General features: G+C 68.3%; 15 protein-coding genes and 1 pseudogene. 6 read left to right on the top strand and 10 right to left on the bottom strand.

The features are described 5' to 3' along the window. The 3 genes and pseudogenes from BN4346_RS45105 to eccA all read left to right on the top strand — a co-directional run. Positions 1–472 (top strand): annotated as a pseudogene (locus BN4346_RS45105) (S8 family serine peptidase); the annotation flags it as partial. Further along, entirely contained in the window at positions 469–2,037 is a 1,569-nt protein-coding gene (eccE, locus tag BN4346_RS45110) for a type VII secretion protein EccE (protein WP_078058857.1), read from the top strand. The pseudogene BN4346_RS45105 and the gene eccE, both read left to right, overlap by 4 nt. Before the next feature lie 103 nt (positions 2,038–2,140). Continuing rightward, positions 2,141–3,952 (top strand): type VII secretion AAA-ATPase EccA, encoded by a 1,812-nt coding sequence (gene eccA, locus BN4346_RS45115; RefSeq protein WP_235653819.1) that lies wholly within the window; start codon positions 2,141–2,143, stop codon positions 3,950–3,952. A 14-nt stretch (positions 3,953–3,966) separates the two neighbouring features. On the opposite strand, the gene BN4346_RS45120 is transcribed toward eccA, so the two are convergent. Then, positions 3,967–4,284, bottom strand: coding sequence for a DUF2710 family protein (locus BN4346_RS45120; RefSeq protein WP_067976791.1), 318 nt, complete (start codon positions 4,282–4,284; stop codon positions 3,967–3,969). Positions 4,285–4,334: 50 nt separating this feature from the next. Continuing rightward, positions 4,335–5,912, bottom strand: a complete 1,578-nt coding sequence (locus tag BN4346_RS45125) for a DUF5631 domain-containing protein (protein WP_078058858.1) — start codon at positions 5,910–5,912, stop codon at positions 4,335–4,337. 143 nt (positions 5,913–6,055) lie between these two features. Between BN4346_RS45125 and BN4346_RS48305 the strand changes: the two genes are divergently transcribed. Then, positions 6,056–6,214: a hypothetical protein gene (locus BN4346_RS48305; RefSeq protein ID WP_167666271.1), complete on the top strand. Its 159-nt coding sequence runs from the start codon at positions 6,056–6,058 to the stop codon at positions 6,212–6,214. On the opposite strand, the gene BN4346_RS45130 is transcribed toward BN4346_RS48305, so the two are convergent. The 5 genes from BN4346_RS45130 to BN4346_RS45150 all read right to left on the bottom strand — a co-directional run bounded on the left by BN4346_RS45130 (position 6,211) and on the right by BN4346_RS45150 (position 9,735). Next, positions 6,211–6,525 carry a DUF2694 family protein gene (locus BN4346_RS45130; RefSeq protein WP_067976792.1) on the bottom strand — a complete coding sequence of 105 codons (315 nt, stop codon included), beginning with the start codon at positions 6,523–6,525 and terminating at the stop codon, positions 6,211–6,213. The genes BN4346_RS48305 and BN4346_RS45130 overlap by 4 nt on opposite strands. Next, positions 6,522–6,839 (bottom strand): type VII secretion target, encoded by a 318-nt coding sequence (locus BN4346_RS45135; protein WP_067976793.1) that lies wholly within the window; start codon positions 6,837–6,839, stop codon positions 6,522–6,524. The genes BN4346_RS45130 and BN4346_RS45135 overlap by 4 nt, the downstream gene beginning before the upstream one ends. A 15-nt stretch (positions 6,840–6,854) precedes the next feature. After that, a complete protein-coding gene (locus BN4346_RS45140) occupies positions 6,855–8,060 on the bottom strand; it encodes a DUF4226 domain-containing protein (protein WP_067976794.1) in 1,206 nt (401 codons plus the stop codon). A gap of 68 nt (positions 8,061–8,128) precedes the next feature. Next, the gene (locus tag BN4346_RS45145; protein ID WP_067976795.1) at positions 8,129–8,962 is read right to left on the bottom strand and encodes a C40 family peptidase; all 834 of its coding nucleotides are present in this window, start codon (positions 8,960–8,962) and stop codon (positions 8,129–8,131) included. A gap of 2 nt (positions 8,963–8,964) precedes the next feature. Further along, positions 8,965–9,735, bottom strand: a complete 771-nt coding sequence (locus tag BN4346_RS45150; protein WP_067976796.1) for a helix-turn-helix domain-containing protein — start codon at positions 9,733–9,735, stop codon at positions 8,965–8,967. Between the two features lie 149 nt (positions 9,736–9,884). On the opposite strand from BN4346_RS45150, the gene BN4346_RS45155 reads away from it, so the two are divergent. Both BN4346_RS45155 and BN4346_RS45160 read left to right on the top strand, forming a co-directional pair. Further along, the gene (locus BN4346_RS45155; protein WP_067976797.1) at positions 9,885–10,301 is read left to right on the top strand and encodes a WhiB family transcriptional regulator; all 417 of its coding nucleotides are present in this window, start codon (positions 9,885–9,887) and stop codon (positions 10,299–10,301) included. A 60-nt stretch (positions 10,302–10,361) separates the two neighbouring features. Beyond that, entirely contained in the window at positions 10,362–11,339 is a 978-nt protein-coding gene (locus BN4346_RS45160) for a pirin family protein (RefSeq protein WP_067976798.1), read from the top strand. 12 nt (positions 11,340–11,351) lie between these two features. Here BN4346_RS45160 and BN4346_RS45165 read toward each other — a convergent pair whose 3' ends face one another. Genes BN4346_RS45165 through BN4346_RS45175 form a run of 3 tightly spaced genes read right to left on the bottom strand, consistent with a single transcriptional unit; the run spans position 11,352 to position 14,271 of the window. After that, entirely contained in the window at positions 11,352–12,422 is a 1,071-nt protein-coding gene (locus tag BN4346_RS45165; RefSeq protein WP_067976799.1) for an NAD(P)H-dependent amine dehydrogenase family protein, read from the bottom strand. A gap of 33 nt (positions 12,423–12,455) precedes the next feature. Beyond that, positions 12,456–13,481: an alcohol dehydrogenase catalytic domain-containing protein gene (locus BN4346_RS45170; RefSeq protein WP_067976800.1), complete on the bottom strand. Its 1,026-nt coding sequence runs from the start codon at positions 13,479–13,481 to the stop codon at positions 12,456–12,458. A gap of 4 nt (positions 13,482–13,485) precedes the next feature. Continuing rightward, positions 13,486–14,271: an SDR family NAD(P)-dependent oxidoreductase gene (locus BN4346_RS45175; RefSeq protein WP_208863314.1), complete on the bottom strand. Its 786-nt coding sequence runs from the start codon at positions 14,269–14,271 to the stop codon at positions 13,486–13,488. Positions 14,272–14,273: the final 2 nt, after the last annotated feature.

The raw sequence follows: 14,273 nt of genomic DNA on the forward strand, positions 1-14,273 counted from the left end.
CACGTGGGTGGCCGCCCCGGCCACCCACGTGATGGGCCTGTCGCCCCAAGGCGGTGGCCCGGTCAACGCCTACCCGCCGATTCGGGTCGGCGAACGGAACATGCCGTTCTGGGGCACCAGCTTCTCGGCCGCGTACGTCAGCGGCGTGGCTGCCCTGGTCCGCGCCAAATACCCTCAGCTCACCGCGCACCAGGTCATCAACCGGATCATGCAGACCGCCCACAATCCGCCCGCCGGCGTCGACAACCGGGTGGGCTACGGATTGGTCGATCCAGTCGCGGCGTTGACGTTCAACGTGCCGGCGGGTGACCCGCTGGCGCCGGGGTCGCAGCAGCGGGTGATCACCCCGGCGCCGCCGCCACCCCCGCCGGACCATCGGGCCCGGACTGTGGCCCTGGGATTCCTCGGCGTGATCGCCGCGACCGTCCTGGCGGCCGCGATCACCGCACGGATCCGGAGGGCCACCAAGTGAGTCAGAACCGGGTCCGGCTGACCGGGTTCTCACCGTCGAGCAACCGGCGGCTGCTGTGCGCGGCGACCATCGCCCTGTGCGGTCTGGCGGGCTGGGCACTGGGCGGGCTGATCGGCGTCACGGTGGCTGTCGCGCTGGCGGTGCTGGTGGTGCTGGTGCCGTGGTGGGGTCAGCCGGCGTGGTCGTGGGCACTGCTGTGGTTGCGACGCCCCTCGAAGGCGGCGAAGGCCGCCTGGAGCGAGCCGATCACGGTGGCCAACAACCGCGCCGGTGGCGGGGTCCGCATTCAGGACGGTGTGGCGGTGGTGGCGGTGCACCTGTTGGGCCGGGCGCATGCGGCCACCGTGGCCACCGGATCGGTGAACGTGGAGACCGACAACGTCGTGGACGTCGCCGAGCTGCTGCCGATGCTGCGGCACGCGCTCGGGCTGGTGCTGGAGTCCCTGAGCGTGATCAGCATCGGAGCGCGACGAGCCACCACCGGCGACTTCCCGCGGGTCTACGACACCGAGATCGGCACACCGCCCTACGCCGGCCAACGGGAGACCTGGCTGGTGCTGCGGTTGCGGGTCATCGACAACACCGCGGCGCTGCGCTGGCGCACCACGCTGGGTGCTACCGCGGTCGCCGTCGCGCAACGGATCGCCGGCCTGCTGCGTTGCGAGGGCCTGCGCACCCGGGTGGCCACCGCCAGCGACCTGGTCGAACTGGATCGGCGCCTCGGCGGTGGTTCACTGCTGGCCGGCGCCGAGCGCTGGAAAACGCTGCGCACCGAGGGCGGTTGGGTGACGACCTATGCCTATCCGGCCCGCCAGATCAGTGCCCAGCTGCTGGCCCAGGCCTGGACCCTGCCGGTCGATGAGGTGATCCAGAACGTCACGGTGCTCCCGGACGGGACATGTACGGCCACCGTCACCCTGCAGACCCCGCAACCGGCCCCGACTCCCCCGTCGGTGGTGCTGCGCCGGCTCAACGGGGAGCAGGCCGCCGCGCTGAAGGCCAACATGTGCGCCCCCCGCCCGCGGCTGCGCGGCTTGCGACCGGGCCGGCTACCGGCCAGCCTGCCCATCGAGATCGGTCCGTCGGGCGTCCTGATCGGCAAGCTGGCCAACGGCGACCGGCTGATGGTGCCGCTGACCGACTCCGGCGAATTGAGCCGGGTCTTTATCGCCGCCGAGGATCTGATCGCCAAGCGCATCGTGATCCGGGCGGCCGGTGCCGGCGAACGGGTCTGTGTGCACACCCGGGACAAGGCCCGTTGGGCCAGTGTCCGAATGCCCGAGGTGGCCGTGGTCGGCGAGTCCCGGCCCACACCGCGCACCACCGTCAGCGTGGTGGACGGGCCGATCGCGCCGTCACCGCGGCCGGCCACCGTGATCACCGTGGCGCCACCTGGGACACCGCCGCCCCCACCGGACGCGGTCGAGGTCAGTATCGAGCAGATCGACCGGACCGCGGTGCGAGTTGCGGCCGGCGGAAAATCGTGGCTGGCTACGGTGGAGTTGTTCCGGGCGGAAAACCGGTACTGCAGCCCGGAGGCGCTGGCCCCGATGTCGTCGCGATGACACCGCATCGCATCGGTTGTCAGCGAAGAGAACCTGGACACGCGACAGAGGACGACAGACATTGAGTGACTTGCTGGCGGCCCGTCGATACTTCGATCGGGCCATGGTGAGCATGGACGGGCGCTACGGCTCCCCCGACGCCAACCCCGATGCCAGGGCGGACTTCGTCGCCGCCACCGAGGCCGATCCCTCGATGGCCGACGCCTGGCTGGGCCGTATCGCGTGCGGCGACACCGACCTGGACACCCTCAAGCGGCTCTACGCCAACAGCGACTGGCTGCACAAGGAGACCACCCGGCTGGGCCGGCACCTGGCCGCGCAGATTCCGCTGGGCCCGTACCTGTCGATCACGGTGACCGATGCCTCGCACGTGGGTTTGGCCCTGGCATCGGCGCTGACCGTTGCCGGTGAATACGAGCGCGCGGACGCCCTGCTGGCCGACAAGGCTCTGCTCGACAGTTGGATCAACCACCAGTGGCATCAGCTCGGCCGCGCCTACCTGATGTTCGTCACCCAGCGGTGGCCGGATCTGCTGACTGTGGCCGCCGAAGAACTCCCCGACCGCGCGATCGTGATGCCGGCGGTCACCGCATCGGTGTGCGCCCTGGCCGGCTATGCGGCCGCGCACCTGGGCCAGGGCCGGGTGGCACTGGATTGGCTGGACCGCGTCGACATCACCGGACAGACCCGCTCGTCGGAGCGGTTTCCCGCCGGTGTGCTCACCGCCTCGATCAACCCGAGCGAGATCCCCTTGCTGGCAGCAGATCTCGCCTATCTGCGTGGCATGGTGCACCGCCAGCTCGGCGAGGAGGACAAGGCGCAGGTCTGGCTGTTCAAGGCGGCGATCAACGGTGTGCTGACCGAACCGGCCAAGGCTGCGCTGGCCGAACCGAATCTGCGCCTGGTGGTCACCGAGGAACAGATCATCGACAGTCGCACCGACCGTTGGGATGCTGATTCGGCGAAAAGCCGCGCGGAACTCGACGAGCACAACGCGCTGGATCGCCGAGCTGAGCTGTTGGAGCAGGGTCGCGCCGAGCTGGAGAAGCAGGTCGGCTTGGCGGAGGTCAAGCGCGCGGTCAAGGCGTTGGAGGACCAGCTCGAAATCCGCGCCATGCGACTCGAACACGGTCTGCCGGTGGAGGGCCAGACCAACCACATGCTGCTGGTAGGGCCGCCCGGTACCGGCAAAACCACCACAGCCGAGGCATTGGGCAAGATCTACGCCGGCATGGGTATTGTGCGCAACCCGGAGATCACCGAGGTACGCCGGTCCGACTTCTGCGGCGAGCACATCGGATCATCCGGCCCCAAGACCAATGAGTTGATCGAAAAAGCTTTGGGTGGAATCCTTTTCATGGACGAATTCTATTCACTGGTGGAGCGTCACCAGGACGGAACTCCGGACATGATCGGCATGGAGGCCGTCAACCAGCTGCTGATCGCGCTGGAGAAGCACCGCTTCGACTTCTGCTTCCTGGCCGCCGGCTACGAAGACCAGGTCGATGAATTCCTCACCGTCAACCCCGGTCTGGCTAGCCGGTTCAACCGCAAGATCCGGTTCGAGTCATACAGCCCCGAGGAGATCGTCGAGATCGGTGAGCGCTACGGCTCCAGTCGCGCAACTGTATTGAATCCCGAAGCGCGCCAGCGGTTCCTGGAGATGGTGACCACGATCCGTGGCTACGTCAGCCCGCGCGGCGAACACGGCATCAATGTCATGCACAACGGTCGATTCGCCCGTAACGTGATCGAGGAGGCCGAACTGGCCCGCGATACTCGGGTAGCCGCCCAGAAGCGTGCCGGGCAGCCCGTGACAATCGACGACCTCAAGACCATCACCGCCGTCGACATCGACTCCGCCGTGCGCGCCGTGTGCGACACCAAACGCGAGATGGCCGCCCTGAACTGGTAGGGCGCGAGCCGCTGTCAGACCGGGCTGGCGCCGTACCGCGTTTCGAAGTCGGACTGGGCTTCTTCACGCAGTGCGGTGAAGACCAGATTGAGCCGATCCGCCAACTCGCTGTAGGTGTAATCGCTGACCACACACGGGTGCAGCGTCAGTTCGAGCAGCCGGCCGTCGGAGTTGGCCACGGCACGGATGTCACCGAGATCGACGCTGTAGGTTGTGTTCTCGGCCTCGGCGACCAGCGCCTCCCACTTCTCGGCGGCCTCACGCAGATCCCGCAACACGGACTCCACGAGGTCCTTGTCGCTGAGTTCCGCGCGGCTCTCCGCCCCCGACATTGGCTAAGTATGTCCAGCCGGCGGGAACAGCGTCAATTCATCGACGCCCGTTAAGTCTGTGAATCCCACTGGCTGGCGGGCGGCGCGCTGAGGGTCCGAAACCAGCTGTAGTGGTAGTTGGCCGAAACCATGTCTCCGGTCGCGATCCCTTCGGTGGCGGCCAACAACATGCAGTTCAGCACCAGGGCAGTGTCGGAGTCGGGATACTGCGCCAGCAGCTGATAGCGCAGGGTGTCCAGATGCACACGCAATAAGTCGATTTCGGCGTCCACCACCCCGGTACCAGCGGCACCCGCCTTCACCAGGGTGTTGGCCATCCGCGGCAGTCCTTCGCGCCAGTGGGTGGCCTCGCTGAGCTGCCAGCCGAGGTCGTCGATAGGCGCCAGCTTGCGAGGCTGTACCGAGGTGTCGGTCGCCGCGAAATCACTCGCCCAACCGAGGCGATCGCCAGGGCTGTAGCTGGCCGACTCGGTCGGGTTGCCCAGCATCTCGGTGGCGGTACCACCACGGCGATCAGGTTCCAGCAGTTGCACCCCGTCCGGCAGCTCGATCCCGGACGGGATCCATCCGTTGGCGATATCGGTGACCAGTTTGGTAGTGCCGTCGGCAAAGGTGCCGATCGCCCAGCGCAATCCGGGTTCCTGACGGGCCACAAAGGCCAGCAAGCGCTGGAGTCGCTGTTCGTCGGATTCGGCGACCGTCGGCGCGACAGGCGTCGGCGGAACGGGTTCGGGCGGGGCCGCCGCGGGTGGTTCCGGGGCGGTGGGAGCCGGCTCGGCCGGCGGTACAACGACTGGCTCGGCCGGGGTGACGTCGACCGGTTCGGCCGGCGGCACCACGACCGGCTCGCCCGGGGGGACAACGACCGGTTCGGCGGCGGGAACAACGGCTGGCTCGACCGGCGCTACGTCGATCGCTTCGGTCGGGAATGCGGCCGTCGGCGGTTGCTCGTCCTCGACGCTGTCGATCACGGTCGGCGGCGCCGCGTACGGCTCCGCGGGACGTTCCGGTTCCAACACCTCCGGCGTCGCGGGCACTTCGACGACCTCCGGTGCCGGATCGAATGGCGCCACCTCGGGCGCGGCGGCGGTGACGGTTTCCGGCAACCTATGCCGGGCCGGCTGGGCAGGTGCGTCCGTAGGCGGCTCGGGCGGCTCGGGCGGGCGCGGCGCCACAACGGGTTCGGCCGGGACCTCGGCGGCCGGCACCACCGGAGCCGGGGCAGGCGCTGGTGCCGGAGCCGCGTCGAGGCTGATGTACTCCTTGCCGAACTCCAGGGCCTCCTTGTGGAGTTGGCGCACCGTCGACTCCACCCGGAGGACGGCGAACGCCCTGGCGACGTTGATAACCCGGGTCTCCGCGGCCTGACGGGCCGGCCCGACCAGATCTGATCGACTGATGGCGTAGAGCTTCTCGTTGGCCGAATGCGCGATGCGCTGCAGGTCGGCATTGAGATAGTCGGCAAGCGGGGCTGTCTCCGGGGTGATCGTCGCCAGCTCGGCGGGCCACAGGCCGCCGAGCACCCAGGTACTACAGTCGACCGGAGCGCTGAAGGCCGGGATCGTCAGTGATTCCCGGGCCGCGTCCCGGAGACGCTGACGCGCCGACCGTCGACCGAAGAGTGCCACCGCGCCAGCGTACCGTTGCCGTCCCGGCGCTCCTGTCCGAATTCGCCCCCATCGAGCCACGCCGCCCACGGCATTCGGGCAATCTTCCACAACCGCCGCGCGGTGAATTGTCAGCTCCTGGACCGGTCGGTAGCGTGCAAATCGTGGCTGATATCGGGTCCCCGGGCACGGGGTGTGCAGCGCAGTTGAGCGAAGTACTCGCTTTGCTGGAGCGGGCCCGTAAACTGTTCGGCGACATGGTCGTTGATCCCCCAACAGACATCGCCCCCAACGCCGACGCCGCCGGAAGGTGGGTGCTTTAGCCGCCGGTGTTCGAACCCGGGTGCAGTTTGTGGGCCAGCAGCCGCTCGGTAGCCACCCGCAGATCGTCATTGGTCGGCACCGCGGCCGAGGGCACGTGCCCGGTCGTGACGATCTCGCCCCGAATCTCCAACGCCGCCTTGAGAAACGAGACGTCCGCAGCCAGGACGATCGCCTCCGCCAACCGGTGCACGTCGGTGTCCATCACCGCCTCAGTGAGCACCACACTGTGCAGATATCCGCCGCGGCAAGACCGGAACAGCACATCACCACTGGGGTGGATCGTGTCGAAAGCCGGATTCGGCTCAGTCATCGGTGCCCGTCGGTGAGGTGCCCGAAGGCCTTGGCGGCGTCGTCTTCATTCTTGTTCCACGTCGCCACTGCGCGGTGCAGATTGTCGGAGACTGTCGAATGTTCACTGGACTGGTCTTCGTAGCAGTCCTTGCGTGCGTCCAGCAGCGAACCCGCGGCCTGGCGAAAGTCGCCGTAGATCGGACCGAGCGAGTTCAGGGTCGCCTGAATCCCCTCGTGCGCGGCCGCAACGGTGGACAGGTAGTCCGACGCCTCTTGATGGTTCGCAGCCGCATTGGTCAGAACGTCCTGGTTGACGTGGATCTTCTCGGGCATGTTCCACCTTCCTGGCTAATCGACGATGACGGTTGGAGCCGCCTTTTTCAAGCTCATGAGGCCACCGAGCGTCCACGCCGGCCTGGTCGCGACCGGCTCGGCGGGAGGCGCGGGCTCCTCCTGGACCAGGTCCGGCGGATGCTGCCAACCCAGGAATCCCGGACCGCGCAGGTTCTCGACGAGATGGACTTGCCCGTCCAGCAGCGCCTTGCCGGCCCCCACAGCGAGGGCGTGACGGTCGGTGAACACGCCGATGTCGCCTGGTCGCAGGCTGGCCACATCGACCGCCGCCAGCACCGGTGTGCCAGGCGGTGGGATGTGGATGCCCTGGCTGCGGAATGCCTCCACGACAGATTGTCCGTCGGCGACGGCCTGCATCGCTGCCGCCAGTTGCGGATTGGCCACGGTCGTGGTCTCGCCGTCGGGCAGCCGTACGGCGATCGGGCCCTGCTCCCCCGGGTCCGGTGACGGCGTAGCGTCGACGGCTTCGTCGGCGCCATCCGGAGCATCGGCCGCAGTCGCATCCTCGGGCCGGTAATCGTCCCCCGCGGGCAGGTCGTCACGGCCCAGTCCAGGCGTCAGCCCCGTCAACGGAAATCCGGCGGGCATAGCGGCCGGCATCGCACCCAAGCCTGGTCCGTCGGCACCCATGCTCGGGAACGTCGGCGTCGCCAACCGCGGCAGCCCTTGCGGAGCCTCCAGGTCATCCGCCTCAGGCTCGTCATCGGCCAGTACGTCCAGGTAAGGATCGGTATCCGGATCCCCCGAGGGCGGCTCGCCGTCCTCGGCGGGAGTCGGCTCGTCGTGATCCGATTGCCTGGCGGCGTACAGCCCCGTCAATGCGGTGGCCAGCGCTTGCTTGGAGGCGTCATCATCGTTAGCCTCTTCGACCACTCTGATGATCTGCCCCAGTCTGTCGATCAAGAACCGCTGGAATTCACGCGCCCCCGCGGCGGTGCTCAGGTCCCAGGACCCTGCGGCGCCGGCAATCTCGGTCTCGAGTTCATCAAGGCGACGTCGGCCTTCCAGGGTGGTCTTGTGCGCCTGGCGCAACGCTTCGATGATCCGCCGGTCGAAATCCGCGACGGTCGACAGTTGCTGCGCCAGAGCCGCTTCGGCAAGCTTCATGGCGTGCGCCGCTCGGCCCTGCTGTTGGTCACCGGCCCGTTCGATGCGGTCGATCGCATCAAGCACGTCGTCGCGGGTTGCTGACCGCTTCATGGCCGGTGACTGTACCGAGGCCCACTGAACCCGACAATTCACCCGAGCACCCGGTGGGGATGTCCCGATCACGGCACCGGACGCCGGATCGCCACATGCGCGCCCAGGGGGCTGATCTGCACAGTTGCGCCGGCGTGCGGGGCTTCGATCACTCGGTTCCCGCCGATCGCCAGCTGAACATGCCCGGTGCTGGGGAAGACCAGGTCGCCGGGCCGAATCTGGGAGCGCGGCACCGGGATTCCTTCGTGGATCTGCGTGTAGGTGGTACGCGAGAGCGGCACGCCGGCCTGGTGATACGCCCACTGGGTCAGCCCCGAACAGTCGAACCGGTCGGGACCGGTCGCACCCCACACATACGGTCTGCCAAGTCGCGACAGTGCCGCGCGGACCGCCAGCCCGGCACGAGTGTTGGGCAGCCGCAACCGATCCAAGCCCACGGGCCTGCGCCGCACCCCCCGGTAACGCAGCCGCCGCAACCCCGCGCGGTGCGCCCGCGCGCGATGCCGCGCCGACACCACGTGGGCGTGTTGGGCGCGTAGCCGGGCCGCGCTCCGGCGCATCGCCTCCCGGTGCGCCAACGGCGAGTCCGGGGGAACTGACGCGTCGGCGCGGGCAGCGGAAACGACGCCGTCGGTCTGCTGGCGCGCCCGAGCATGGTCGGCGACCGCCGCGGCCAGCATTGTGGTGGCCAGCGCATCGGTACGTGCGGTGGCCAGCAACAGATCTCGCTGGGCAAGCACTGCCTTCCGGTACCGGTCATGCCCGGCGCCGGTATCGGTGATGGCGTTGCGCGTCAACAGCTCGGCGTAGCGGTCCAGCCCGGATTCCAGTGACGCGGGCCGTGGAGTGCCCGCGAACAGCTCATTGGCGCGCGTCAGTAGCTCCATCTCACCGTTGCCCACTGTTATCCCCCTTCGTCGCCACCATCTGTCGCGTCCATGGATCCGTCGGCGAATGCCCGGACTCGAGCCAGCGCGCCGGGCGGGATCACCCCCCTGTTTCGGATGTCCCACATCTCTTCGGGGCCGACGCCGATCAACGCCGCAATCACCGGTTCGGGCAACGACGACTGTGCACACGCCCGGTCGAAGCGGGCGGTCAGGCTGCCGGGCATTCGTTGCAGCAGGTCGATGCGGGTGGCCTCCAGGGCCTGAAGGTGCACCATCAGTCGGGCAGCGTGATCGGCGCCCGCGTTCACCGCTACCCGCCACGAACTGGCCGCGAGCATCTCCGCCTTCACGCACTGCGTGATCACGGAAAGAATATACGTCTCGTATTCGTCTGATGCTTCCGATGGCAGTCTCGCGATCACCGAACGCAGCGCATCGAGCTGCGCCTCGGCGTATCCCTCCAGCACTTCAGTGTCGCTGTGCCGGTCGACGACGATGGTTCCGGCGGGACGGGCGGCGGACGTTTGCGACCCGGCTGCAGAGGTCAGCTGAGCCAGTTCAGCGTCGGCGTCGTCGGCCGCCAGGAGCCGAGAATAGCTGCCCGGCGGCAAGCCGAGCCCATTCTCAACCTTCTGAACTGTGCCTTTATGGGGTTTGCGGGCGCCGCGCTCGAGGTAGCTCAACCCCATGATGCTGACCCCGGTGGCGGCGGCGAGGTCAGCCAGCGACCAATCGCGCGCCTCCCGCAGTGCCCGAATGGCCGCGCCCGCCGCTTCGCGGCTCATTGTTGCGCCCCGGCCATGGACGGATAGTACACAGCCTGGCCCTGCACTACTTACATATATGTTTTTATCAACTTCTGTTGCGTCCTCCGTATTCGATCGTATACGTTTCTATCTACGTTATTCGGTCTGCCCACGAGGAGGTCCTTCCGATGGCACCCCCCTGCTCCGCAAACCCCGAACTGTGGTTCGGCTACCCCGACGCCGACGGAGCCGACGGGGCCGCCAAGGCCCGGGCCTACGAACAGTCCTCCACCGAGGCGCGGTTGCAATGCCTGCGGCGCTGCCCGCTCGCGCAGCAACGCCAATGCGCGGCGCTCGCCGTGGAACGCGGCGAGGAATACGGCGTATGGGCCGGCGTGAAGCTCCCCGGCGGCCAGTACCGCAAGCGGGCCGAACTCGCCCAGGCCCACGCGCTGCTGCGCGCGATTGCCGCCGGCGAGATCAACACCCGCGAGCTGCCCGACAACCAGACGCTGCTGGCCAACCACGAACGTGAACAGCTGCCGGTGACAGCGACGGTTTTTCACCTGCCCGCCGGGCGGCTCGGTCCTCGGTCAGCGGCCTGAGCAGCACGTGAGTCGGTAGGATCACCTCGGCGGCTTGGCGCTCGGCGCGGAGGTGGACAGTTGAGCAATGTAGAGACCTCCCCGAATGAATTCGCCTGTGCGGCAACACCCATAGATCACATCAAGGTGCTGTACCCCCGCGAGGTGCCGCTGGGCGGAGCGCGTGCCATCACCGTCCGGCGCACCTTGCCGCAACGGGACCGCTCACTGATCGGCGCCTGGTGCTTCATCGACCACTACGGACCGCAGGACGTGGCCGCCGACGGCGGCATGGACGTACCCCCGCATCCGCACACCGGGCTACAGACGGCGAGCTGGCTGTTCAGCGGGCGGGTCGAGCACCGCGACAGCGGCGGCGTGCACGCGGTGGTGAACCCCGGCGAACTGAACTTGATGACGGCCGGCGCGGGCATCTGCCACTCCGAGGTCTCGGTTGATCCCCAGGCGGCTCCTGTCCTTCGCGGCGTGCAGCTGTGGGTGGCCTTGCCCGATACTGCTCGCCATGGTGTGCGCGACTTCAACCATTTTGCGCCCGAACCTGTTTCGCTCCCCGGAGCATCGGCGCTGGTGTTCCTCGGCGAGTTGGCCGGGTACCACTCTCCCGTCCCGTCGTTCACTCCCCTGCTGGGCGCCCAGCTCGACCTGGATCCGCGCACTGAACTGGCGCTCGACGTCGACCCCGCGTTCGAACACGGGGTGTTGTGCGATCAGGGCGCGGTCAGCCTCGGCGGCACGGGCCTGGGAGTCGGTGCGCTCGGCTATCAAGGCCCCGGCCGCGCGGTGCTGCCGCTGCGCAACACCGGCGACTCCCCCGCCCGGATCCTGGTGCTGGGCGGGGTGCCGTTCGGTGAGGAGTTGGTGCTGTGGTGGAACTTCATCGGTCGCAGCCACGACGAGATCGTCGAGTTCCGGCGCCGCTGGCAGGACGGCGACGAGCAGTTCGGCGAGGTCCGCGGCTATCAGGGCCGCCTGCAACGGCTGCCCGCCCCGCCGATGCCGCCGCTGCGGCTACGGCCGCGGCGAGCCGGCACCAAGTAGGCGATCCCGCTCTCAGCGGATGGTGCCGGCTCCCGGGATCAGCGGCAGGTCCAGTGCCGTCACCCAGCCCGGCGGAAGTTCGTTGACCGCCGGCACCGCATTCAGCGCGCGCAACCCGGTGGCCAAACAGCCGGCCGTCGCCGCGTCGCGACCCGAACCGTCGGTGAAGTGGAATGCCGTCTCCTGCGAAATACTGGGCGTCCCTTCGATATCGACGCGGTAGACGTCGTCCTGGGTGCCCGCCGGCCAGTCCGGTGCGGCGTCTCGACCAATCCGGTTGACGTGCTCGAGTTGGATACGGGTCTCGCCGCGGTAGATGCCGTTGATGGTGAACCGCACCGCCGCAACCTGGCCGGGAGCGATCACGCCTTTGGCGGTCTTGCGTTCGTTCGGAGTCACCCAGGTGTCCCAGGTCGTGGTGATCTCATCGAGGTCGATCCCGGCAGCGTGCGCGATCATCGGCACGGTGCCGCCCCAGGCGAAGATCAGTACCTCGGGGATCTTGAGCACGGGCTGGAAGTCGGGGTCGCGGCCGATCCCCATCTCGTTCTCGTAGTCGCCGGTGTAGTTGGTGTAGTCCAACAGCTCGGAGGCGCGCACCTTGCGCACCTCGGCGCAAACCCCCATCAGGGTCATCGGGAACAGGTCGTTGGCGAATCCGGGGTCGATGCCGGTGGTGAAGCACGACGCTCCGCCGTCCTCGCACGCTTGAGTGATCGGCGTCAGCAGGTCCGGCGGGTTGAGCTTGAGGCCGGGCCAGACCCACGGGGTCATCGCGGTGGAGCAGACATCAATGCCGGCGCGCAGGAAGCGCGTCATCAACGCGATGTTGTCGGCCGCGTGCGCGGCGGTCGGACCGTAGTGCACCAATGCGTCGGGCGCCAAGGCGATCAGGGCGTCGACATCGTCGGTGGCGGTGACGCCGACGTGGGGGATGCCGCAGATCTCACCGACGTCGCGCCCCACCTTGGCGGGGTCGCTGACGCCGACGCCGACCAGCTCGAACAGCGGGTGTTTGACGATCTCGGGGATGACGAGTTTGCCGACAAATCCAGTGCCCCAGACCACGATCCGTTTCGCCATTCGGGTCCTCTCGTTCCGTGGCGTCGTTTCAGGCTACGGCGTGAGCAGGACCTTCACTACGTCCCCGGATCGCGCCGCAACTGCACGATATGCGTCGGCGGCGTCGTCCAAGGCCATTTCGGTGGTGAAGATCCCGTCCACCGACAGCCGCCCCGATTGCAGCAGCGGCACCAGCTGCGGCCAGGTCTGTTGCACGGGCGCGGTGGTCATCCGCAGGGTGACGCTGCGCAGCAGTGCCGGCAACGCCGGGAACGGGAAGGGCGCCAAGTCATGCACGCCGACCACCGATACTGTCCCGCCGGGCCGTACTGCGGTCAGGGCGTCGGACATGGTGGTGTCCGAGCCGACGGCGTCGATCACCGCGTCTACACCGCGGCCGTCGCTGAGCTCCATGGCCGCGGCGGTGGTCGGCGGCTCGGCCGGCGTCACACCCATCAGGGCAGCCCGTTCCCGACGCTGACCCACCGGATCGATGCCGAGAACCGTTGCTGCGCCCAGGAACAGCGCGCTGCGCGCCGCACACAGGCCGACCGCGCCCAACCCGATCACCGCGACCGTGCCGCCGACCGGGATGTCGGCGCGCAGCGCAGCCGCCCATCCGGTGGCGAGGTTGTCGGTGAGCAACAGAGCTTCGGCGTCAAGAATCCCCTCGGGGATGCGGGCGAGCTGAAAGTCGGCACCCGGCACGGCAAGCAGCTCCGACTGGGCACCACCCAGCAGGCCCGATCCGAAGATCTGTGGGCCCGAATGACACCGGATGGGGTCGAGGGTGCCGCACCCGGCGCAGTGCCCGCAGCCCGCGACCGAGGAAACCATGACCCGGTCACCGACCCGCACGGAGGTCACCTGCGAGCCGACGTCGACGACGGTGCCGATCGCCTCATGTCCCAGCGGAACCGGGTCGATGATGGGGTAGTCGCCTTCGTAGAAGTGCAGATCGGAACCGCAGATCGCGGTCGCGGTCACCTCGACGACGGCGCCATCGGCTCCGGGCAGCTCGGGGTCGGGGCGGTTGTCGACACGGATCGATCCGGGCCCATCAATTACGACACTGCGCATCGCTTCATCCCTCGAATCCTGTTGCTAACGCTTGTACTTTGCCGAGCACGTCGGGGTAGCGCTTCAGATGCGCACCGCCGTTGACGTCAACGGCGGATCCGGTGATCCAGCCGGCGCGCTCCGAGGTCAAGAACTCCACGGTCTGCGCGATGTCGTCGGGGACACCGGAACGCCCCAGCGGGGTGTTCTCGATGTACTCGTCGGTGAGCCCGGGCACCATCGCCAGGCCGGCGACCAGGGGAGTGTCCACCAGGCCTGGGGAGACCGCATTGACCCGGATGCCGCGCGGGCCCAGCTCCAGCGCGGCCACCTGGACCAGCATCAGCACTCCGGCCTTGGCGCTGCAGTACGCGGCCATGGTGGTGCCGGGCTGGCGCCCGTTGAGCGAGGAGATCGCGACCACGCTGCCGCCGGCTTCGAGAGTGCGGGCCGCATGCTTGATCACCAGCATGGTGCCGGTCAGGCAGACGTCGATGGTGGTCTGCCACCCGGACAGCTCGATGTCGGCGATGGGTCCGATGATCGACAGGCCGGCGCAGCTGACCACCGTGCGGACCGGCCCGGCCTCGCGGGCGGCCGCGAATGCCGCTGCGACACTGGCCTCGTCGGTCACGTCCGCGGCGACGGCGGTGGCGGACTCGCCGAGTTCCGCGGCCCGCTGGTGTGCCGCTTCGGTGTTGATGTCGGCGATCACCACGTGGTCGCCGCGCGCGACCAGGGCGTGCGCGGTGGCCAGACCGATCCCGGACGCGCCGCCCACGATCAGGGCCACGGGTTTTTGGGCCGTCATGG

Source organism: Mycolicibacter icosiumassiliensis, assembly GCF_900078685.2.
GTDB classification, from domain to species: Bacteria; Actinomycetota; Actinomycetes; order Mycobacteriales; family Mycobacteriaceae; genus Mycobacterium; species Mycobacterium icosiumassiliensis.